This window comes from uncultured Catenibacterium sp., from assembly GCF_900540665.1.
Taxonomy (GTDB): domain Bacteria; phylum Bacillota_I; class Bacilli_A; order Erysipelotrichales; family Coprobacillaceae; genus Catenibacterium.
In genome coordinates, this window is sequence record NZ_UQGV01000032.1 from 1 (window position 1) to 22,598 (window position 22,598).

Annotated in this window: 28 protein-coding genes and 1 other RNA gene; 26 read left to right on the forward strand and 3 right to left on the reverse strand. The window is 33.2% G+C overall.

Annotated features, from left to right (window positions below):
- The first annotated feature begins 296 nt into the window (after positions 1–296).
- The 12 genes from serS (at position 297) to rsmI (ending at position 9,794) form a co-directional block, all read left to right on the forward strand.
- A complete protein-coding gene (gene serS, locus QZQ55_RS05560; protein WP_217747490.1) occupies positions 297–1,583 on the forward strand; it encodes a serine--tRNA ligase in 1,287 nt (428 codons plus the stop codon).
- A 62-nt stretch (positions 1,584–1,645) separates the two neighbouring features.
- Positions 1,646–1,735, forward strand: an RNA gene (gene ffs, locus QZQ55_RS05565) — signal recognition particle sRNA small type.
- Positions 1,736–1,754: 19 nt separating this feature from the next.
- Positions 1,755–2,198: a nucleoside deaminase gene (locus QZQ55_RS05570; protein WP_295090929.1), complete on the forward strand. Its 444-nt coding sequence runs from the start codon at positions 1,755–1,757 to the stop codon at positions 2,196–2,198.
- A gap of 2 nt (positions 2,199–2,200) precedes the next feature.
- Entirely contained in the window at positions 2,201–2,878 is a 678-nt protein-coding gene (locus QZQ55_RS05575; protein WP_295090931.1) for a Bax inhibitor-1 family protein, read from the forward strand.
- 50 nt (positions 2,879–2,928) lie between these two features.
- Complete coding sequence (gene dnaX, locus QZQ55_RS05580) at positions 2,929–4,722, forward strand: DNA polymerase III subunit gamma/tau (RefSeq protein ID WP_295090934.1); 1,794 nt, start codon at positions 2,929–2,931, stop codon at positions 4,720–4,722.
- Positions 4,723–4,724: 2 nt separating this feature from the next.
- Positions 4,725–5,027, forward strand: a complete 303-nt coding sequence (locus QZQ55_RS05585) for a YbaB/EbfC family nucleoid-associated protein (protein WP_195921340.1) — start codon at positions 4,725–4,727, stop codon at positions 5,025–5,027.
- Between the two features lies 1 nt (position 5,028).
- Positions 5,029–5,622 (forward strand): recombination mediator RecR, encoded by a 594-nt coding sequence (recR, locus tag QZQ55_RS05590; protein WP_295090937.1) that lies wholly within the window; start codon positions 5,029–5,031, stop codon positions 5,620–5,622.
- A gap of 72 nt (positions 5,623–5,694) precedes the next feature.
- Complete coding sequence (gene tmk / locus QZQ55_RS05595) at positions 5,695–6,309, forward strand: dTMP kinase (RefSeq protein ID WP_295090940.1); 615 nt, start codon at positions 5,695–5,697, stop codon at positions 6,307–6,309.
- Positions 6,306–7,265, forward strand: a complete 960-nt coding sequence (locus QZQ55_RS05600) for a hypothetical protein (RefSeq protein WP_295090943.1) — start codon at positions 6,306–6,308, stop codon at positions 7,263–7,265. The genes tmk and QZQ55_RS05600 overlap by 4 nt, the downstream gene beginning before the upstream one ends.
- A 4-nt stretch (positions 7,266–7,269) precedes the next feature.
- Positions 7,270–8,238, forward strand: coding sequence for a stage 0 sporulation family protein (locus tag QZQ55_RS05605; RefSeq protein ID WP_295090946.1), 969 nt, complete (start codon positions 7,270–7,272; stop codon positions 8,236–8,238).
- Positions 8,222–8,953, forward strand: coding sequence for a tRNA1(Val) (adenine(37)-N6)-methyltransferase (locus QZQ55_RS05610; protein WP_295090949.1), 732 nt, complete (start codon positions 8,222–8,224; stop codon positions 8,951–8,953). The genes QZQ55_RS05605 and QZQ55_RS05610 overlap by 17 nt, the downstream gene beginning before the upstream one ends.
- Positions 8,943–9,794: a 16S rRNA (cytidine(1402)-2'-O)-methyltransferase gene (gene rsmI, locus QZQ55_RS05615; RefSeq protein ID WP_295090952.1), complete on the forward strand. Its 852-nt coding sequence runs from the start codon at positions 8,943–8,945 to the stop codon at positions 9,792–9,794. Before QZQ55_RS05610 ends, rsmI begins: the two co-directional genes overlap by 11 nt.
- 197 nt (positions 9,795–9,991) lie before the next feature.
- Here the strand turns inward: rsmI and QZQ55_RS05620 are convergent, their stop codons facing one another.
- Together QZQ55_RS05620 and QZQ55_RS05625 are read right to left on the reverse strand one after the other, a co-directional pair.
- Complete coding sequence (locus tag QZQ55_RS05620) at positions 9,992–10,165, reverse strand: hypothetical protein (protein ID WP_295090955.1); 174 nt, start codon at positions 10,163–10,165, stop codon at positions 9,992–9,994.
- Positions 10,166–10,263: 98 nt separating this feature from the next.
- Positions 10,264–10,806: a GNAT family N-acetyltransferase gene (locus QZQ55_RS05625; RefSeq protein WP_295090956.1), complete on the reverse strand. Its 543-nt coding sequence runs from the start codon at positions 10,804–10,806 to the stop codon at positions 10,264–10,266.
- A 64-nt stretch (positions 10,807–10,870) separates the two neighbouring features.
- Between QZQ55_RS05625 and QZQ55_RS05630 the strand changes: the two genes are divergently transcribed.
- From QZQ55_RS05630 to QZQ55_RS05655, 6 genes are all read left to right on the forward strand, one after another.
- Entirely contained in the window at positions 10,871–11,074 is a 204-nt protein-coding gene (locus tag QZQ55_RS05630; protein ID WP_295090958.1) for a DUF1146 domain-containing protein, read from the forward strand.
- Positions 11,075–11,159: 85 nt separating this feature from the next.
- A complete protein-coding gene (locus tag QZQ55_RS05635; RefSeq protein WP_295090961.1) occupies positions 11,160–12,149 on the forward strand; it encodes a rod shape-determining protein in 990 nt (329 codons plus the stop codon).
- Between the two features lie 39 nt (positions 12,150–12,188).
- The gene (locus QZQ55_RS05640) at positions 12,189–12,962 is read left to right on the forward strand and encodes a Cof-type HAD-IIB family hydrolase (RefSeq protein ID WP_295090964.1); all 774 of its coding nucleotides are present in this window, start codon (positions 12,189–12,191) and stop codon (positions 12,960–12,962) included.
- 284 nt (positions 12,963–13,246) lie between these two features.
- Entirely contained in the window at positions 13,247–13,633 is a 387-nt protein-coding gene (locus QZQ55_RS05645) for a hypothetical protein (protein ID WP_040389697.1), read from the forward strand.
- Complete coding sequence (locus QZQ55_RS05650; protein WP_295090967.1) at positions 13,626–14,057, forward strand: NfeD family protein; 432 nt, start codon at positions 13,626–13,628, stop codon at positions 14,055–14,057. Before QZQ55_RS05645 ends, QZQ55_RS05650 begins: the two co-directional genes overlap by 8 nt.
- A gap of 1 nt (position 14,058) precedes the next feature.
- The gene (locus QZQ55_RS05655; protein ID WP_295090970.1) at positions 14,059–14,964 is read left to right on the forward strand and encodes an SPFH domain-containing protein; all 906 of its coding nucleotides are present in this window, start codon (positions 14,059–14,061) and stop codon (positions 14,962–14,964) included.
- Between the two features lie 111 nt (positions 14,965–15,075).
- On the opposite strand, the gene QZQ55_RS05660 is transcribed toward QZQ55_RS05655, so the two are convergent.
- Positions 15,076–15,831, reverse strand: coding sequence for a DeoR/GlpR family DNA-binding transcription regulator (locus tag QZQ55_RS05660; RefSeq protein ID WP_295090973.1), 756 nt, complete (start codon positions 15,829–15,831; stop codon positions 15,076–15,078).
- Between the two features lie 230 nt (positions 15,832–16,061).
- Here QZQ55_RS05660 and QZQ55_RS05665 point away from each other — a divergent pair, with 230 nt between their 5' ends.
- From QZQ55_RS05665 to QZQ55_RS05700, 8 genes are all read left to right on the forward strand, one after another.
- Positions 16,062–16,382, forward strand: coding sequence for a PTS lactose/cellobiose transporter subunit IIA (locus QZQ55_RS05665; protein ID WP_117458976.1), 321 nt, complete (start codon positions 16,062–16,064; stop codon positions 16,380–16,382).
- Positions 16,382–18,043: a PTS transporter subunit EIIC gene (locus QZQ55_RS05670; protein ID WP_295090976.1), complete on the forward strand. Its 1,662-nt coding sequence runs from the start codon at positions 16,382–16,384 to the stop codon at positions 18,041–18,043. Before QZQ55_RS05665 ends, QZQ55_RS05670 begins: the two co-directional genes overlap by 1 nt.
- A gap of 4 nt (positions 18,044–18,047) precedes the next feature.
- On the forward strand, positions 18,048–19,448 hold the full coding sequence (lacG, locus tag QZQ55_RS05675) for a 6-phospho-beta-galactosidase (RefSeq protein ID WP_295090979.1): 1,401 nt from the start codon (positions 18,048–18,050) through the stop codon (positions 19,446–19,448).
- Between the two features lie 2 nt (positions 19,449–19,450).
- Positions 19,451–20,104: an HAD family phosphatase gene (locus tag QZQ55_RS05680; RefSeq protein WP_295090982.1), complete on the forward strand. Its 654-nt coding sequence runs from the start codon at positions 19,451–19,453 to the stop codon at positions 20,102–20,104.
- A gap of 183 nt (positions 20,105–20,287) precedes the next feature.
- Complete coding sequence (galE, locus tag QZQ55_RS05685; RefSeq protein ID WP_259848561.1) at positions 20,288–21,286, forward strand: UDP-glucose 4-epimerase GalE; 999 nt, start codon at positions 20,288–20,290, stop codon at positions 21,284–21,286.
- A gap of 178 nt (positions 21,287–21,464) precedes the next feature.
- Entirely contained in the window at positions 21,465–21,752 is a 288-nt protein-coding gene (locus QZQ55_RS05690; protein WP_022425842.1) for a type II toxin-antitoxin system RelB/DinJ family antitoxin, read from the forward strand.
- Positions 21,742–22,056: a type II toxin-antitoxin system RelE/ParE family toxin gene (locus QZQ55_RS05695; RefSeq protein ID WP_295090984.1), complete on the forward strand. Its 315-nt coding sequence runs from the start codon at positions 21,742–21,744 to the stop codon at positions 22,054–22,056. The genes QZQ55_RS05690 and QZQ55_RS05695 overlap by 11 nt, the downstream gene beginning before the upstream one ends.
- A 73-nt stretch (positions 22,057–22,129) precedes the next feature.
- Complete coding sequence (locus tag QZQ55_RS05700; RefSeq protein WP_295090987.1) at positions 22,130–22,354, forward strand: hypothetical protein; 225 nt, start codon at positions 22,130–22,132, stop codon at positions 22,352–22,354.
- The last annotated feature ends 244 nt before the right edge of the window (positions 22,355–22,598 follow it).

Sequence of the window (22,598 nt, forward strand, 5' to 3'; positions counted from 1 at the left end):
TAGTAAGATTCTTTGCAATATGACATAATTCCTTGATGGAACGATAGTCTTCCTTAGACAGATGCTTTACCTGTTGTTTTACTGTAAGATACATATGTTTTAGCTCCTTTCTATAGTTTTAGGAAAAGAAGTTTTCAATTTATTTATACTCTGTTTTACTCATAAATTACTTATGTGATTATAAAATAAACATATTTATTACCACTTGATAGAAGTAGGAGTTTTCTACCGATTTTATAGATAATTAGTGAATAATGGTATATAATGACAATAATCTATGAACAAGGAGATTGTATATGATTGATATCGCAAGATTAAGAGAAGATCCTGAAGCTGTTAGGGAGAATATTAAAAAGAAGTTTCAAGATCATAAGCTTCCTTTAGTTGATGAAGCATTAGAATTAGACAAACAGTATAGAGCTGCTATCACAAGAGCATCTGAACTTCGTAGTATGAGAAATAAATTGTCTAAAGAAATTGGACAGTTCATGCGTGAAGGTAAGAAAGAAGCAGCTGCTGAAAATAAGAAGAAAGTTGGAGAAATGGCTGAAGAATTAAAGTCATTAGAAGAAGTTGAAAAAGAATCTGGAGATAAATTAAGAGAAGTCATGATGAAGATTCCTAACTTCTTAGATCCTACTGTACCAATCGGTAAAGATGACAGCGAAAACGTAGAAATCACTAAGTATGGTGATCCAGTAGTACCTGATTATGAAGTTCCATATCATACAGATATTATGGAATCATTTGATGGTATTGATCTAGATGCAGCAGGTAGAGTTGCAGGTAATGGTTTCTATTATTTAATGGGTGATATTGCAAGATTACATTCTGCAGTATTAGCTTATGCAAGAGACTTCATGATCAACCGTGGATTCACTTATTGTGTACCACCATATATGATTAGAAGTAATGTTGTTACTGGTGTTATGTCATTTGAAGAAATGGATGCCATGATGTATAAGATTGAAGGAGAAGATCTATACTTAATTGGTACTTCTGAACATTCAATGATTGGTAAGTTCATTGGTGAATTATTAGATGAAGACAAATTACCATATACTTATACTTCATATTCACCATGTTTCAGAAAAGAAAAGGGTGCTCATGGTATTGAAGAACGTGGTGTTTATAGAATTCATCAATTCGAAAAACAGGAAATGATCGTTGTATGTAAACCAGAAGAATCTAAGATGTGGTTTGAAAAGTTATGGAATAATACTGTAGATTTATTTAGATCTTTAGATATTCCAGTAAGAACACTTGAATGTTGTTCTGGTGACTTAGCAGACTTAAAGTCTAAGTCATTAGACGTAGAAGCTTGGTCTCCAAGACAGAAGAAGTATTTTGAAGTAGGAAGCTGTTCTAACTTAACTGATGCACAGGCTAGAAGATTAAATATCAGAATCAATGGTAAAGATGGTAAGTATTACGCACATACTTTAAATAATACTGTTGTTGCACCACCTAGAATGTTGATTGCATTCTTAGAAAATAACTTAAATGAAGATGGTACTGTTTCTATTCCAGAAGCATTAAGACCATACATGGGTGGTACTGAAAAATTAGTTCCTAAGAAATAATGTGGAAAGGAGATGTAAAATCTCCTTTTTCTTGCATTTTATAATAATTATGTTATAATCAATTTTGCCATTACAATAAACATGTCTGAACCATGTCAGGACCGGAAGGTAGCAGCATTAAGGACCTCTGTTTGTGTGTAATGGCACTTTTTTTATACAAAAGGAGTCAGTATGAGTGATGAAGAATATATGGCTGAAGCACTAAAAGAAGCAGAAATCGCAATGAGTGAAGATGAAGTTCCTATTGGATGTATTATTGTCTATGAAGGACAAATCATTGCACGTACACATAATCAGAAGGAAACCTTAAAGAAGGCTACAGGACATGCTGAAATATTAGCTATTAATCAAGCAAGTGAGTATCTTGATTTATGGCATTTAGATGGCTGTACAATGTATGTAACATTAGAACCATGTATGATGTGTACAGGAGCTATTGTACAAAGTCGTATCAGTCGTTTAGTGATTGGTACGAATGTTAGTAGATGGCCTGGTTATATAGAATTAATAGAGAATAATCCTGTGAATCATCATCCTGATGTACAACAGGGGATTTTAAAGGAACAATGTGCTACAATAGTATCAGAGTTCTTTAAACATAAAAGGAGGAAGTAATTATGGATTCTTATTATACTAATAAGATGAGTTATGGAGAGTTCTTTAGTTCAATCATGAAATGGATGGCTGTCGCATTAGGAATCACTACAATCACTTCATTTCTATTCTCATTCTTACATCTTGAATTAATGTTTGGTGCATCTTATTTCATCTTCATGATTGTATGTAGTATTGTAGAAATAGGATTAGTACTCATGCTTAGTAAAACAGTGAAAGATATGGCTATAGAGAAGGCTAAGACATATTATATTACTTATTCAGTAATTAATGGGATTGTGCTTTCTATGTGGTTGAATTATGTTGTACCAGGTGTGGCAGTGCTTGCCTTTGCAGTGACAGCTGTTTATTTTGGTTTACTCTATACAGTGACACAGCATACTAATAATAATTTCATCGGTGTAGGAAAAGTCTGTTTAATGGCTTTACCAGTTCTTATGATTGCGTATATCTTATTGATCTTTATATCAGCACCAGGTCTTTATTATCTAGTGGTATTCCTTGATCTTGCGGTCTTTACTGGACTTACTCTTTATGATTTTAAGCATATCGAATATGCTTATGAAGTTGCACCTCAGGAAGCATTACAAGGTGTGGCATTGCTTTGTGCATTACAGCTCTATATGGATTTCATCAACATTCTTATTGATATATTGATGTTAGTAAGTGATAATAATTAAGGTGCTAAGGCACCTTTTTTTATGTATAATAAGGAAAGGAGTTGATCAAGATGGCATATAAATCATTATATAGAACATACCGTCCACAGACATTTAAAGATGTAGCTGGACAGGAAGCAATTATTACTACATTAAAGCATGCAATAGATGAAAAGAAGATTGCTCATGCATATTTATTTTGTGGTCCACGTGGAACAGGAAAGACAACTGTCGCAAAGTTATTAGCTAAGGCAGTTAATTGTACAGGTGATCCTAAACCATGTGGTGAATGTGAGAATTGTAAACAGATTGAAAATGGAACACATCCAGATGTCATTGAAATAGATGCTGCCAGCAATAATGGGGTAGAAGAAGTAAGAAGTCTGATTGATAAGGTGAAATATGCACCGACACAGGGACAATATAAAGTCTATATCATCGATGAAGTACATATGATGTCACCTGGAGCTTTTAATGCACTATTAAAGACATTAGAAGAACCACCTGCACATGTCATCTTTATTCTTGCAACGACAGAACCACATAAGATCTTACCTACTATTATTTCTAGATGTCAGAGATTTGATTTTACACGACTCACTGACCAGGAAATGGTACAAAGAATGCAGTATGTTTTAAAAGAGGAAGGTAAGACATATGATGATGGATCTTTAGAATTAATCGCTAGACTTGCGAATGGTGGGATGAGAGATGCATTATCCATTCTTGAACAATGTCTTGCTTATAATGATGATCATTTAAGCATTAATGATATTCATACTATTTATGGTATTGTATCCATGGATGATAAGACAAACTTATTGAAGGTTTTATTATCTAAGAATATGTCTGAATCTTTAAAGATATTAGATAAGATGGATAAGAGTGGTATTGATATCAAGAGATTGACATTCGACTTAATTGATATATTAAAAGACATAGTTGTTTATAGAAACACAAAAGATGATTCTATTATGTCAGTTATGACAAAGAAGGATTTAGAAAACATTGTACCTTATATTTCAAGTGATGAATGTTTTAACTTTATTGATATATTGATGGATACAAGTGAGAAGTATATGAGAGCGACTGACCCACATATTTATTTTGAACTTGCATTATTAAGACTATGTAATCAAGAACATGCAGCGAGTCAGAAGATTGAATATACACCTGTCAAAGATGAACCAATCAAACAAGAACCTGTAAAGGTAGAAGAAAAAGTAGAACCAATTGAAGAAGTCATGGAAGAACCTGTCTTTGAACCGATTGAAGAAGAGATAGTAGAACCAGTCTTTGAAAAGAAGGCTGAACAACCAGTACCTCAATTCAACTATGAAAAGAAGGAAGAACCAGAAACATATGCTTCTGATGATAATATCGAAGTAGATCAAAGTGATATATTAAATATTCTTGTACAGGCAGATCGTAAGATCTTAAATGAAGTACAGGAGAAGTGGACAGTGATTAGACGTTATATGGCTAATATGAATACAGCTAAAGCAGCCAGTATGTTATCACAGGGACATCCTGTAGCTGCTTCTAGAGATGGTTTAATTATTGACTTTGAATTGATGCCTGATGTTAATGCTGCAAACTATTATAAGAACTATAGACAGTTATCATCTTTAATTAAGGATGTATTAGGACATGAATATAAATTCATTGGGATGCAGCATGATGCATGGTTAGAGATGAGACAACATTATATTCAGCTTGCAAGAAGCAAACAGCTTCCTCAGGCAAGACCAATCACATTAAAACATATTGATGGATATGATTTAAAAAGAGTGGATTTGAATGATGCACAGAAGTATGCCTTAGATATGTTTGGCGAAGATATTGTAGAATTTAAGGAGGATTAAAAATGGATTTCAATTCGCTTTTAGAAACCGCAAAGAAAATGGGTGAAACAGCCTCAAACCAACAAAAAGAATTAGAAAACAAGAACTTTAGTTTCTCTTGTCAGAATAATTTGATTACAGGAAAAATCAATGGTAAGTATCAGATCACTGAATTACATATCAGTCAGGATCTTATGGACGATAAAGATATGTTAGAAGACTTGATGATGATTGCGATTAATCAGGGAATTAGTCAGGTAGAAAAGGAGAAAGAAGACAATATGAAATCCCTCACTGGTGGATTAGATTTATCTTCTTTTATGTAATATGGAATATCCAAAGAGTTTTGAAGAGTTAATGACATGTTTTAAAATGTTGCCAGGAATTGGAAATAAAGGTGCTGAAAGAATGGCCTATGCGATTTATGATATGTCAGAAGAAGATGTAAGAAGATTCTCACAGGCACTGACTTCATTTAAAGAAAATGTCCACACTTGTCCTATATGTGGTAATTTAAGTGAAGGAGATAAATGTGAGATATGTGCTGATCACGAAAGAGATCAGTCTACAATATGTGTTGTAGAATCTCCTAAGGATGTCTTTGCAATGGAAAAGATGAAAGAGTACCATGGATTATATCATGTATTAGGTGGTACAATTTCTATCATGGATGGCAAAACAATGGATGATTTGAATATCATGAGTTTATTTGATCGTATAACTCCGGATACAAAAGAAGTAATTATTGCGACAAATGCGACAAGAGAAGGGGAAACAACAGCACTTTTCCTTGCAAAGCTATTAGATAAAAAAGGTGTTAATACCACACGTATTGCACATGGCTTACCAATTGGAAGTTCTCTTGATTATGCAGACGAACTCACATTATTAAAATCATTTGAGGGTAGAAAGAAGGTCTAAGAACCTTCTTTTTAATTATGGAAAAAACATTGTAAATCACATATAATATTAATGTTTGAAGGAGTGTATGATATGAGTTTATTTATTACTTTTGAAGGTGGAGAAGGCAGTGGTAAAACTACTATTGCCCAGATGTTACATAAACAGTTTATTGAAGAAGGATATAATATCACTTTTAGTAGAGAACCTGGTGGTGTAGATATTGCAGAACAGATCAGAGATGTGATTACTGATGTCAATAATACTAAGATGGATGCAAGAACGGAAGCATTACTTTATGCAGCAAGCAGAAGACAGCATCTAGTAGAAAAAGTACTTCCTGTATTAAAGGAAGATGGCATTGTGATATGCGACCGTTTTATTGATAGTTCATTAGTTTATCAGGGAATTGGAAGAGGTATTGGCGTAGATAATATCTACAACATGAATCTGTTTGCGACAGATGGTATTCTTCCTGACTTAACTATTTTCTTTGATGTAAAACCTGAAGTTGCTTTAAAGCGTATTACAGGAGATAGAGAAGTTAATAGACTAGATTTAGAATCATTGGATTTTCATCATAAAGTGTATGAAGGTTATCAGATGATCTGTGATAAGTTCCCAGATAGAATTGTGAAGGTAGATGCTTCTCTACCAGCTGAAGAAGTATATCGTCAGGTTTATGAAATTGTAAAGGATAGACTATGAAAGAATTCTTAAAAGAAACACAGCCTATCTTCTATCGTATCTTAGAGAAGAGTTTTAAAGAAAATAAAAAGACTCATGCCTTTCTTCTAGTAGGGGATCATACGGATGATATTGCGACATTTATTGCCCAGTCTTATATTTGTCATGAAGATACACTAGCGTGTGAAACTTGTGATGACTGTATACGAATTAAAGAAGGTCTTTATCCTGATATGATTGTATGTGATGGTAAAGAGTCTTCTATTAAGAAATCTGATATTGATCATATTCAGGAAGAGTTTGTGAAATCAAGTGTAGAGAATAACGGAAAAGTATATATTCTTAAAAATATTGATAATGCGACAACTCAGGCGATGAATAGTTTATTAAAGTTCTTAGAAGAACCTGTAGAAGAAGTATATGCAATCCTTACAACAAAGAATATTAATAAAGTACTACCTACTATTCAATCTAGATGTCAGGTGATTAAATTGCTTCCTGAATCTAAGCATTCTTTAGAGTTAAAACTAAAGAGTGAAGGGGTGGATGAAGAAGATGCTATGATTCTTCCTCATCTGTTTGATTCGATTAAAGAATGTAATGAGTATAAGGATAGTGAGTTGTATTTTGATATTAAGAATTATGTATTCTACTTTATTGAAGATTTATACATGAGACCATCGGATCTATTGATCAATTTACATATCAATCTAGGGAAGAAGTATAAGAAGAATAAAGAAGCATATGCATTATTTTTAAATCTTCTGGTGTTAGGTATGAGGGATATGTTTCACGTGAAACATTCTATTCCTGTATTATTTGTGAAACATAAAGATTTCTTTGAGAAGATGCCAGAAGATGGTAAAATATTACAGAAAATAGAAATCATATTACAATATGCTGAAAGACTCAACAATAATGTTAATCTTGCATTATTGTTAGATGGTATGGTATATAAAGTATTGAAGGGAGTTTGATGAAATGGATAGATTAGCGGCTGTTAGATTTAATAGCGCAGGTAAATATTATTACTTCTCAACAGACTTAGATGTCAAAAAGGGAGATAAAGTAGTAGTAGAAACTGTAAGAGGATTAGAATTAGGTGAAATCATTGCGGATCTTACAGATTTATCAGAATTTAAATTAGATAATGAATTAAAGAGAATTAAGCGCGTTGCGAATAGAGCGGACATTGAAGTATATAATATCAATAAGATTAAAGCACAGAAATCATACGAAATTTGTAGAGATATCATTGCAGAGTTCAACCTTGATATGCATTTAATTAATTGCGAATATACACTTGATGCATCTAAGGTTATATTTATGTATACATCTGATGAACGTGTTGACTTCAGAGATTTATTAAAGAAACTTGCAAGTGTCTTTAAATGTCGTATTGAATTAAGACAGGTAGGACCTAGAGATAAAGCTAAAATTGTAGGTGGTATAGGAAACTGTGGCTTACCACTATGTTGTAACTCATTTTTAGGTGAGTTTGATGGTGTATCTATCAATATGGCTAAGAATCAGTTGCTTGCGATTAATATTGATAAGATTTCAGGTGTTTGTGGACGTTTATTATGCTGTTTAAAGTACGAAGATGAAGCATATAAGGAAGTCAAAAAGAAATTTCCTAAGATTGGTTCATTTATTAATTATGAAGATAAACAGTGTAAGGTTGTTGGTTTAAACGTTATTTCTGATTTAGTAAAGATCGATAGTGAAGGTAGTATCTTATTTATACCTTTATCTGATGTAGATAAGAAGGCTACACCTAAAAAGGAAAAACGTATCTTAGAAGAATTAGCACCTAAAAAAGAAAAGAAACACGAAAAGCCAAAACAGAAGAAGCCAAGACAACAGCATAAACCAAAACAGAATAATCAGAAGCCAAGAACAATCAAAGGTAATAATCCAAAAGGAAAGAAAGATGAACGAAGAAATTAATCATCTCCTTGGTTATAATGATATGAAGATCATCCAGAGAAGAGATATGTTTACCTTTTCTCTGGATACTGTTTTATTGGCAAACTTTTGTGCAATCACAAAGGATATGAAGACAATCGTGGATTTTGGAACAAACAATGCAGCTATACCATTAATCCTAACGCAACGCACTCATAAGAAGATTATTGGTGTTGAAATTCAAAAGGAAGCTGTAGAGATTGCAGAAAAAAACGTGAAATTAAATCATGTAGAAAATCAGGTAGAAATTATTCATGATGATATTAAGGAATATGTAAAGTATGCACCACGTACCAAAGCAATTGTCTGTAATCCACCTTTCTTTAAATTAGGAGAGAAATCTCATATTAATGAAAGTCCTTATATGACTATTGCACGTCATGAAATAAAAATAGATCTAGAAGGTATTATTGCATCAGCTGCAAAGATTCTAGATCAGAATGGTCGTTTCTCAATGGTCTATCGTCCAGACCGTTTTATTGAAACAATTGAATTATTTAAGAAATATAGAATAGAACCCAAACGTATCCGTTTTGTCTATCCTAAAGAAGGAAAAGAGTGTAATACATTCTTAATTGAAGGTGCATTCTTAGGCAAAACTGGACTCAAGATTGAACCACCTTTATATACACATAATGAAGATGGGAGCTATACAGATGAAGTTAAACAGTTAGTAGGTGAGATGAATGTTAAATAGACAAAAGAGTTTTGAAAATGGAAAAGCGACACTTTACCTTGTACCAACACCTATTGGTAATTTGAGTGAAATGACACCAAGGTGTATTGATGTTATGAAGAGTGTGAATTATATTGCGGCAGAGGATACACGTAATACAGTAAAACTATTAAATCACTTTAATATAGAAGCAAAGTTGATTTCTCATCATGAACATAATTTACATGTAACTATTCCTAAACTTCTTGCTTTATTAGAAGAAGGGGAATCAGTCGCATTAGTAAGTGATGCAGGTTATCCTGCTATAAGTGATCCAGGGTATGAAATGGTACTTGCAACTATTGATGCAGGATATAATGTCGTTCCTTTGTCTGGATGTAATGCCTGCTTAGATGCTTTGGTTGTCTCTGGCATTGCACCACAGCCATTCATGTTCTATGGTTTCTTAAGCCATTCAAACAAAAACAAGATAAAAGAATTAGAAAAATTAAAAAATATCACTTATACAATCGTATTCTATGAAGCGCCACATAGAATTAAGGCAACATTAGAATGTATGATGAAAGTATTAGGTGATAGAAGAATTGCGTTATGTAGAGAAATCACTAAGAAGCATGAAGAAATTCTAAGAGGTACTATTTCTGAAGTGTTAGAAGTAGTAGATGAATTAAAAGGTGAAATGGTTATTGTGGTTGAAGGTGGCACTGAAGTGACTGAAGAAGAGACCTTTGACCAGACAATCACTGAACATGTTGATGAGTTTGTAGAAAAGGGCATGTCTAAGAAGGATGCTATTAAAGAAGTTGCAAAGATTCGCAAATTAAATAAGAATCTTGTGTATGAAGAATATCACAAAAAGTAAAAGGGTAATGTTTCACGTGAAACATTACCCTTTTTGCTTGGAAGACCTCATATTTCTAGTTAATAACTATAAATACAAGAAAAAAAAAGTAAAGTCATTCTTAAAAATGACAATGACAGTTTAACATAAGGTAAATTTTTATTCAAATGTATATTTGAGAAAAAGCCTTTATGATGTGGGCATAAAATGCGAAAAAATCAAAGTTTCTTTAAAAATATATTTCTAAATATTTGATAAGCGAATACAACTATAAGAGATACAATAACAATCTTAATATAATCTAGATCAAGTGTTCTTGAATGATACCAATCTAAAAGTAAGAATAGAATAGAAAGAGATAAGAATATGATATAGAATTTCAATTTTTTCATAGATGTCCTCCATAATGAAATAAATTATAATATATTTGTTTCTTATATGTGTTAAGCAAATGTAAAAGTTAAATAAAAAACTGTGTTTACACACAGTTTCAAATCAATCTTTCGTAAGCTTCTCTTTCTTCATTATTTCTCAAACGAATAATACCACAATATTGAAATCCATTCTTTAATACAAATTCTTTCATTGATTTATTGTTTTTTTCAATATCTAAACGGATAGAAGGGGTACCACTCTGTTTACAGATGTTGACTGCATAATCCAATAATTTTTTTGCATAGCCATTTCCTTTATGATTATTATCAATCGCGAATCGATGAATAATACCATATTGTCTAGTATCAGTAAGCCAATGACCATTGTAGATTCTTATATAGTTAGGTTCTATTCCTATAATAAAATGCATTGTGCCATATATATGAGAATGTTTAGAAAGAACGTAACTGTTACCTGATAGAATATCATCAAGTATTGTACTTATATCAGGATATCCTTTTTGCCATTGGTTAATACCATTATCTTTGAAATATTCTTTTGCCTGATTAATAAGATCCATCACACGACTTAGATCTTTAATTTCTGATGCGCGTACATGCATACCAATCACCTCATTTAAAATTGTACTAGAAATCATTTAAAATATCAAATAGTTGTATTTTGATTGCTGAAATGGTTAAATAGTGTCAAAGGAGGATGTTATGATTTATCGTACTGTTAATATTTTTGTCTATATTATTTCTGTCTTATTAGCTATGTATGGCTTACAATCTTTTGATTTTGAACGCTTCTTAAGAAAGGGCAAAATCGGTCAGTTTTATGTCTTCTATATTGTTGCGAGCGTAGCGCTCGGATACTTATTTGCACAATTTATACTTAATTTTGGTACATTAAGTTTTTATTGATTTAAAGCCAATATTTTTTAATTAATTGACTTGAATAATATGAATAAAATGATAAAATAGAAATGCTTACAAGGAGGAAAAAGGTATGAGCTTATCAAAAGAAATTGGTATTGACCTTGGTACTGCAAATATCCTTATCTATGCTAAAGGAGAAGGAATTGTAGTTAATGAACCAAGTGTTGTTACTATTAATGTAGAAACAAATAGACCTGTTGCTGTTGGTGAAGAAGCAAGAGAAATGCTTGGAAAGACTCCTGGAAAATTAAAAGCAATCCGTCCTTTAAAAGATGGTGTTATTGCTGATTTCCAGACTACTGAAATCTTACTAACACACTTTATCAATAAACTTAACTTAAAAGGAATTTTTGCTAGACCAACAATCTTAATTTGTTGTCCATCTAACATCACTTCAATCGAAAAGAGTGCCATCCAGGATGTTGCTTTAAGATGTGGTGCTAAGAAAGTATATATCGAAGAAGAACCAAAAGTAGCTGCTATTGGTGCTGGTCTTGATATTTCTAAACCATCTGGAAACATGGTTATTGATATCGGTGGTGGAACTACAGACGTTGCTGTACTTTCATTGGGTGATATCGTTACATCTCAGTCATTAAAGATTGCTGGTGACAAGATGGATCAGGAAATCATTAAGTACGTAAAAGATAAATATAAGTTATTAATCGGTGATGCTACAGCTGAAGAAGTTAAGAAACAGATCGGTTGCGCATTCCAGCCTAATGAAGAAACAGTTATGGATGTTCGTGGTAGAGACTTAGTAACTGGTCTTCCAAAGACTATCCAGATGAATGAATCTGAAACAGTTTCTGCTTTAGGAGAAGTTTGTGAAACAATCTTAATTGCTGCTAAGCAGGTTCTTGAACAGACACCACCTGAATTATCTGCAGATATCGTAAATAAGGGTATCTTCTTAACTGGTGGAGGAGCTTTATTAAAGAATTTAGATAAGTTCCTTGAACAGGGATTAAAGGTTCCTGTATTCGTAGCTGATACACCACTTGATTGTGTTGCTGAAGGCTGCGGTGTCATGTTAGAAAACACTACATACTTACAGTAAGAGATAGCGTTCGCGCTATCTCTTTTTTTGGAGGAAATAATGAAAGCGATATTTTTTGATATTGATGGTACAATCTACCATCCTGAGATTGGTATTAGTCAGAATACAATTGATGAAATTCATAGAGTACAGAAATTAGGCCATAAATGCTTTATCGCAAGTGGTAGACCAACTGGATTTATTTCTAAAGAAGTGAAATCCATTGGTTTTGATGGTTTTGTGTTGGCTAACGGAGCGCATATTGTAACTGAAGGAAAAACAATAGATTCTTTGACTTTACCATATGAAGAAACAAAGAGACTTATTGAATATGTAGAATCACAGGGATACGAATATGTCCTTCTTACAACTGATCGCTGTTATTTAAAGAAGGAGTCACCACATATGTATGAATTCTATGCTTGGTGTAATATTGATATGGATTCTTTATGCAATGATTATGATCTAGATGAAGTGCTAAAGAAGACAATTAAATTAGAAATCAGATACAACAAAAAAGAAGATAGTGTAGGACTTATTGAAAGACTAGGGGCTTTCTTCTATGAAAAACATGATGATAGCTTAAACGTTGAAGTATCTAATATAGATACTTCTAAAGGTCATGGTATTGAAACAATGCTTAACTATTATGGATTAGATGTTGATGATAGCTATTGTTTTGGTGATGGAGCCAATGATTTAGAAATGTTTAAAACAGTAGGGCATCCAATCGCTATGAAGAATGCAATCCCTATGATTTATCATCATGCATCGATTATCTGTGAAGATGTATTGCATGATGGTGTTGCAAAAGAATTGAAAAGACTCTTTTAACTTCTGTGTAAAAACAGAAGTTTTTTTTAATTACCCATAATCAACAGGTAAATCCAATTAATGAAATTGTTTTTACACATAAATACCAAGAAAATTGAAACTGTTATTTCTTATATTGACAATTACCTGTAGAATGTGGGTATTCAAAAAGTTTTTTTATCAATAACTGATATTTTGAGATTTTTACTGCATATTAATAGGAACATTATTATATTTTTTTGATGTTACGATTTCTGTTGAAGAAAAATAATAAAAATAATATAATGATATTGGAGGTGATAAACATGAACTTTGTCTGGAATACAAACGAACTGAATGCATCTGTCGTCTCCATTTATGAAACAAATATTACATTGAATACGACAGCATGTATGCATTTTGAAAATGTGAATTATGTTCTATTAGGTATTGATTATGACAATCATTGTATCGGTATCAAACCCGTGGGAAAGCAAGCTATCAATGACGGAATCTATCCACAGGACCAGCTTCATAAGATATCAAGAGGTAAGTCCTATGGAAGAATCACAAATAAACCATTTATTAAAGAACTTGCTGATTTGATTCCTCTCGATTTCAATGAAAAGAATGTCTTTAAGTTTAAAGGAACATATGACATTGTTCATGAAGTTCTCATTGTTGACTACAAGGAGGGAAAACTAAATGGATAGTTTGGTAGTGTGGTCAGGTGTTATGGTTGCGTGTATTGTAGTAGAAATACTCACAGTATCGTTAGTGAGTGTCTGGTTTGTGATTGGTGCTTTTGCGGCAATGATTGCTTGCTTATTAAATGTATCGGTTTCAATACAGGTTGCTATATTTCTTGTGGTATCAGTTATATGCGCAATAGTGGCACGTCCTATGGCTGTAAAAAGTCTGAAGGGCAATATAATACATACGAATAATGATGCACTCATAGGAACTCATGCACTCGTTATTAAGAGAATTGATGCAGATCATATGGGCGAAGTAAGAATTAAGAATCAGATTTGGTCAGCGTCATCACTTCATAATTTAACTTTAGAAGAAGGAGAATATGGAGAAGTTGTCGCAATTGAAGGTGCACATCTAGTTGTTAAAAAGGAGGGAAACTAAGATGTTAGGATTTATTTTAATGATTTTATTAATCGCAATTGTTGTTATTCTTATTTTCAGTACAGTAAAGATTGTTCCACAGTCATATGCTTATGTAGTAGAAAGAATTGGTGCATATGATCGTACATTAAATGTAGGTTTACATATTCTTATTCCTTTAATTGATCGTGTTTCTAACCGTGTATCATTAAAGGAACAGGTAATGGACTTCGCTCCACAGCCAGTTATTACTAAAGATAACGTTACAATGCAAATTGATACAGTTGTCTATTTCTCTATTACAGATCCAAAACTATTTACTTATGGTGTAGTAAGACCAATTAATGCGATTGAAACATTAACTGCAACTACATTAAGAAATATCATTGGTGAACTTGAATTAGATGATACTTTAACATCAAGAGATATCATTAACTCTAAGATGAGATCTATTCTTGATGATGCCACAGATCCATGGGGTATCAAGGTAACAAGAGTAGAAGTTAAAAACATTCTTCCACCTAAAGATATTCAGGAAGCAATGGAAAAACAGATGCGTGCAGAACGTGAAAGACGTGAATCTATCTTAGTTGCTGAAGGTAAAAAACAGGCTGCTATCTTAAATGCAGAAGGGGATAAGGAATCTCTTGTATTACGTGCAACAGCTGAAAAAGAAGCACAGATTGCGAAAGCTGAAGGTCAGGCTGAAGCATTAAGACTTGTTTATGAAGCACAAGCTAAAGCTATTCAGTATATTAATGAAGCAAATCCTGAATCTGCTTATATCCAGTTAGAAGGATTAAAAGCATTAAAGAACTTAGCTGATGGACAAGCTACAAAGATTATTGTACCTAATGACTTGGCAGGATTAGCTGGTACACTTACAACTTTATCAGAATCACTTAAGGATCCTAAAAAGCCACAGTAATAACAGTCAGAAGACATATATTGTCTTCTGATTTTTGCGTGTAAAAATAGCCATGCGATATTGCGTGGCTATAATCATTAAAAAAGCATATTCTTTTACAGTGAGTCCTCTCTATATCGTTACAATAGTTGTATATTCTTCATAATGTTTTAATACATCAGGATCAATCTCATTGTCAGTAATGACTGCATCAAAATTAAAGAGATCGTAGAAGATATAAAAGTCAGAACGATTAAACTTAGTAGAATCTACAAGTAAATATCTATTCTTCGCATTATCTAAAGGTATTCCCTGTGATTCTCCTTCTTCTAATGAATAAGTTGTAATACCACTATTAAAGATACCATTACACCCAATAAAGGCTTTTGTATATCTTAATTTACTTAATACCATATTTGTGATTGGACCTACAAAGGTATTTGTATTACTACGATATTCTCCACCTGTTAACATTACATCAGTAGGAGTATGACCACTCAAGATATTAAATACTGCAAGAGAATTCGTGACCACTCTAATATTACGTCCACATAACTGCTCAGCTAATAACTGAATGGTAGTACCAGGACCTAAGAATATTGTTTCTCCTTCTTGAACAAGACTTGCTGCTTTATGCGCAATTCTTGTTTTTTCTTTAATCTGTACAGAAGACTTCTCTAAATGAGATCGTTCATGATCCATACTAAAAGATAAACTCTGTGCACCACCATGTACTCTTAATAACTTACCAGACTTCTCTAATTCATCTAAATCTCTTCTTGCGGTCATATCAGAGATTTCTAATTGCTCCATGATTTCATTGATTGATATAATTCCTTTTTGATTGACCATCTGTGTAATTCTTACAAGACGTTCCTTCTTTAACATGTTTTCACTCTCCTTGTCAGTGTCAGTATATCATCCAAAATTCACCAAATCAACATAATTCAAACAAAAACAAACATTCACAAAATAAATACGCATATTTTTTAACATAAATGTTTGTAAATGTTTATTATAATGTTTTATATTGTTTAAAATTGTTGACAAATGATGTGTGAGCGATTACACTGTAGGTGTAGAAAACAAAAGGAAACAAAAAAGAGGAGAGAAATAAAATGACTAAAGATGAATTAAGTATGGTAGGTTTTGAAATCGTAGCTTACTCAGGAGATGCAAGAAGTACTTTATTAGAATTATTAAAAGAAATGCGTGCAGGTAATTTTGATAATGTAGAAGAAAAGTTAAAGGATGCAGATGCAAATATCAATCTCGCACATCAGTCTCAGACAACTATTCTTCAGCAGGAAGCACGTGGTGAAGATATGGAAATGGGATTTATCTTCATTCATGGTCAGGATCATTTAATGACTACAATCTTGTTAAGAGATGTCATTGAAGACTTTATTACATTATATAAAGAGAGAGGAACAAAATAATGTTAGACGCTGTTATTAAAAGAATCGAAAAGGGTAAACCATTTTTCGATAAAATTGCTCAAAATATTTATTTAGGTGCTGTACGTGATGGCTTCTTAACAGCAATGCCAGCCATCTTATTCTCAAGTGTATTTATTCTAGCTGCTTCTATTCCAGAAATTTTTGGAATTACGTTACCAGCAGATGTCTCAACATGGTTATGGAAAGTCTATGGCTATTCTATGGGGATTGTTGGTTTACTTGTATCAGCAACAACTGCAAAGTGCTTAGCTGAAAGCATGAATCGTCGTTTACCAGAAGGTAAAGTAATCAACACAACTTCAGTTATGCTTGCAAGTATTTGTGGTTTCTTTATGTTAGCTGTCAGTGATGTAAAGCTTGGTATCTCTACTACTTATTTAGGTACTAAAGGTTTACTTGCTTCATTCATCGCTGCATTCATCACAGTTAAGATGTATAAGTTCTGTGTTGAAAAAGATGTTACTATTCATATGCCTAAAGAAGTGCCTGGTACAATCTCTCAGATGTTCAGAGATGTGTTCCCATTCTCTTTCTCAGTATTGGTATGTGTTATTATTGATTTAATTGTTCGTAATTTATTTGGTTATACTTTCGCAGAAGCAATCATTACATTATTACAGCCATTATTCACAGCTGCAGATGGTTACTTAGGAATCTGTATTATCTGGGGTGCAATGGCAATGTTCTGGTTCGTTGGTGTACATGGTCCAAGTATTGTTGAACCAGCCATCGCTGCAATTATCTATGCAAACGTAGATGCAAACTTAGCATTATTTAAAGCAGGACATCAGGCTGCAAATGTATTAACAGTAGGTTTAGGTAACTTCGTAGGTACTATGGGTGGTACAGGTGCTACTCTAGTTGTTCCATTCCTATTTATGTTATTTGCTAGATCTAAACAGTTAAAAGCTGTTGGTAAAACAACTTTCATTCCAGTATGTTTCGCAGTTAATGAACCATTACTATTTGCGACTCCAATCGTATTAAATCCATATTTCTTTGTTCCATTCTTAATTGCACCAATGGTGAATGTATCATTATTCAAGTTCTTCGTTGATGTATTAAAGATGAACTCATTCATTTATGTATTACCTTGGGCTACTCCAGCTCCAATTGGTTTGATCTTAGGTACAGGTATTAGTTTCTTAGCTGTATTACTTGCTGTATTACTAATTGTAGTAGATGGTATTATTTACTTACCATTCGTTAAAGCGTATGATGCTTCTTTATTAGAAGAAGAAAAACAGAAAGAAGCTTTAGAAGCATTAGAAGCACAGGTTAAAGAAGAAGAACCTGAAACAAATGAACCACTTCAGTTAGATAAGAAATTAAATGTATTAGTATTATGTGTAGGCGCTGGTACAAGTGCTATGTTTGCGAATGCTGTTAAAGAAGGGGCTAAAGAAACTGGTTTACCAGTTGATGCCACTGCAAGTGCTTATGGTAACCACTATGATATCTTAAAGAACTATGATGTTGTTGTCTTATCTCCACAGGTACAGGCGCATTTAGAAGAAGTAAAACAGGATGCTAAAGAAGGTACTAAAGTCATTGCGACTAAAGGTGCTCAGTATATTCAGTTAACTCGTGACCCTAAGGGTGCTGTTGAATTTATCGTTGAACAGGAAAAGGAAGGTTAAGTAAATGAAATTTTCTAATGATTTTATCTTTGGTGGCGCTACAGCTGCTTATCAGTGTGAAGGTAGCACATTAGAATATGGTAAAGGTAAAGTGTCTTGGGACGACTTTCTTGCAAAGCAGGGTCGTTTCAAGGCAGATCCTGCCAGTGATTTCTACCACCAGTATGGACAGGATTTAAAACTATGTAATATGTTTGGTATTAATGGAATTCGTATCTCAATTTCATGGGCACGTATCTTCCCTGATGGTACAGGAAAAATCAATCAGGAAGGTATAGATTTCTATCATAGAGTATTCCAGGAATGTCATAAGAATAATGTAGAACCATTTATCACTTTACATCATTTTGATACACCGGATACTTTATACCAGAAGGGTGATTTCTTAAATAGAGAAACAGTGGACGCATTTGTAGAATATGCAAAGTTCTGTTTTGAAGAATATAAGGATGAAGTTAAATATTGGTTTACTTTCAATGAAATCTGGGCAGTTGCTACAAACACTTATATTGAAGGAACATTTCCTAATGGTGAAAAATATAATATGACAAAAGCATTCCAGATCATGCATAATATGATGCTTGCTCATGCGAAAGCTGTTGTTGCTTATAAAGAAACAGGATATAAAGGACAGATTGGCTGCGTACAGTCATTAGAATATAAGTATCCTTATGATGAAAACAGTCTAGATGATATCCAGGCTGCAAAGAACGAAGATGTATTACAGAACCAGTTCTTATTAGATGCAACATTCAAAGGATATTACTCTACTGAAACAATGGAAATTGTAGATCGTTTAGTCGCTATCAATAATGGTCAGTTAGACTTAAGAGATGAAGACTTTGAAGTAATGAAGAAAGCAGCTGTCTTAATTGACTATATGGGTATGAACTATTACCAGTCACGTTTCATTCAGTATTACGATGGTGAGAATGATATCCATCATAATGGAACAGGTGAAAAGGGCACATCACGTTTCTGTTTAAAGAATGTAGGACGTAGAATGGAAAAAGAAGGTATTCCAAGAACTGACTGGGACTGGTTGATTCATCCAGAAAGTATGTTTGATATGTTAGTGCGTATTCGTCAGCAGTATCCAAACTACAAGTGTATTTATATTACAGAAAATGGTATGGGTTATAAAGATGAATTTGTAGATGGTGTCATTGATGATGCACCAAGAATTGATTACATCAAGAAACATCTACAGTATGCACTTAAAGCAGTTGAAGCAGGTGTGAATGTAAAAGGCTACTTTGTATGGTCTTTAATGGATATGTTCTCATGGACTAATGGGTATAATAAACGTTATGGTTTATTCTATGTAGACTATGAAACACAGAAACGTTATCCAAAAGCAAGTGCTTATTGGTATAAGAGCGTATCAGAAACGAAAGAGGTATAGTTATGAATTCTTATAAAGGAGTTATATTTGATTTTAATGGAACATTGTTTTTTGACAATCCAAAGCACGTATTAGCCTGGGGAAAGATTTCCGAGGAAATAAGACATCATGGAATCAGCGAAGAAGAGCTTCATGAACATTTCAATGGTGTTCCTAATAATAAGATCATTGAATACTTATTTGAAGGACAGTGTACAGATGAACAGAAACAGAATTATTCTTTACTTAAGGAACAGTATTATCGTGAATTCTGTAAGGAAGATAAAGAAACATTCCATCTTGTTGCAGGTGCAACAGAATTCTTTGATCATCTCAAAAACAACAACATTCCATTTACTATCGCAAGTGCATCCATTAAACCAAATATTGATTTCTTTGTAGAGTCATTTCATCTAGACCATTGGATCAATCCTGATGATATTGTCTATGATGATGGAACATATGATAATAAGGTCATGATGTTCAAGAAAGCAGCACATATTTTAGGGCTAGAGGTAAGTGAGTGCTTGATTATCGAAGATTCATTAAGTGGCATTGAAAATGCTTATAAAGCAGGATGCAGAAATATAATAGTTGTTGATTCTGCAGATAAAAGAGAAGAATATCAGAAGTTACCAGGAGTAACTAAAGTGATTGATTCATTTAAAGAAATTTAAATTAAGAGCCATCTTATTAAAGATGGTTCTTTTTTGCAAGAAAACAAGATAGGCGCTTCACTATGATAATTCAGTCTTTTGTTACGAACGATTTCGTTGTAAAATATAAGAGTCAAATAGAATAGTAATTTGGCTATGGCAGCTGTCATATATGGTGGCTGTAAAGTTTATGGAGGAATAAATATGAATGTATTAGTTACAGGTGGTGCAGGTTATATTGGTAGTCATGTCTGTGTAGAATTACTACAGAGCGGACATGATGTTGTAGTCATCGATGACTTCTCAAATTCAAAACCAGAAGCCTTAGATGCAATTCATGAAATTACTGGTAAGAAAGTAAAGTTCTACGAATTCAACGTTTTAGATGAAGATAAGACAGAAGCAGTATTCAAGGAAAATAAATTAGATGCAGTTATTCACTGTGCAGCCTTCAAGGCAGTAGGTGAATCAGTAGTAAAGCCTATTGAATATTATACAAATAACTTAATGACAACTCTTATTGTCGCTAAGCTTATGAAGAAGTATCATGTACCTTCTATCGTATTCTCTTCAAGTGCTACAGTATATGGTGATCCAAAGGTTGTTCCATTAACTGAAGACTGTGAATTAGGACAGACTACAAACCCATATGGCTCTACAAAGGCTATGATGGAAAGAATCCTAACAGATGTACAGCATGCTGTACCAGAAATGTCTGTTACACTTCTTCGTTACTTCAACCCAATTGGAGCACATGAATCAGGATTATTAGGAGAAGATCCAAAGGGAATTCCTAATAACCTTATGCCTTATATTATGAAGGTGGCTGCAGGAGAACTTCCTTGCCTTGGTGTATTTGGTGATGATTATGATACACCAGATGGAACAGGTGTACGTGACTACATCCATGTTGTAGACTTAGCTAAAGGTCATGTTCTTGCAATTGAAAAATATGCAACACCAGGTGTTCATATCTGTAACCTAGGAACAGGTAAAGGATATAGTGTATTAGAAATCGTTAAGGCTTTTGAAAAGGTAAATGGTGTAAAAGTACCTTATGAAATCAAGCCAAGACGTGCTGGTGATATCGCAACATGTTATGCAGATCCTACTCGTGCAAAAGAACAGTTAGGATGGGTAGCTGAAAAGACACTTGATGATATGTGCAGAGATACTTGGAACTTTGCAAAGAAACATATGTAATATATGAGTCCCTCAATGAGGGACTTTTTTTCATGCATAAAAAAGCAGGTAGTGAAGCGGATTGCGAATATCCGCTTGATAGGAAGGCGATGATGTCGAGGAATGCAACATCATTATTATGTACGTAGATATGATATAGCATTATAATATAGAAAAAGATGGAAGTGAGGTGCCGAATATGGCTAGTACAATTCAGGTTAGAGTAGAAGACGAGTTAAAGAGTAAATCGGATGCTTTATTTAAAGATTTGGGTACAGATACAACAACGGCAATCAGAATATTCTTAACACAGGCTGTTGCGACAAATGGATTTCCTTTTGAAATAAAAAGACAGACTGGGTTAAATCCATACGCACCGATGACTGAGAAAGAGATGCTTGCAAAATTAGAAAAGTCCAGAGAACAGGGAGAGTTCAGGGATGCAGATCATGTGATTTCTGATCTGAGGTCAAAATATGGATTATAAGATTGTTTTAATGAAGGGTGCAGAGGAAGATTTTGATAGATTCATTGCATATCTTTTGTTTGAAAAGAAAACTGAGCAGGTTGCAAGACATTTATTAAATGACTTTGAGGCAACAAAAATCGGTTTGTTAAATGTTGCTGGAAGTCTGAAACTCTGTGATAATCCAAAATTAAGAGAATTAGGATACCGAAGAATCAATTTTTTATCTCATCGCTATTTTATGCTGTATCGTATTAAAAACGATACTGTTTATGTAGATAATATTTTTCATGTATTGCAAGACTACGAAAATAAAATGAATTAATATTTGGATAAGTGCACGTCACATTCTCCTTGCTTTAGTGATGAGTTAACAAAAAAATGCAGAAATAAAAGCAATGATTGAAACATACAATCATAAAGTTAACTTTTTTAATTTTGAAAGTCTTAATCAGTTGACAGACTCTACAGAAGAGGACATGACAATGTTCAGATGGAGATCTACCATTGTTTCAATGGGGCATAATATCAGGAAATACCAGAAACTGAAGAAAAGAATCAAGGAGATAGAAGAAAAACAGATGAAACAGGTCAAGGAGATGTTCAGATTGTTTATCTGCTGATAAAAGATTTTTTTAAGAAATGGGCAGGTTCTTTTTGAGTGCATCTGAAATATGAAAAAGGTTATTCACCATGCAGAAGTGAATAACCTTTTTGGGTTTGGATATACGAAAAAGAGCTGTTACGCTCAAGGTAGTAGTAAATACTGTTATGAAATGACCATTGTCAAGACATAAATAAACTCTCACAACATTTCTATTAAGTTTTATCATCAAGGGCATAGAAAGACCTCAAATCATATAGATT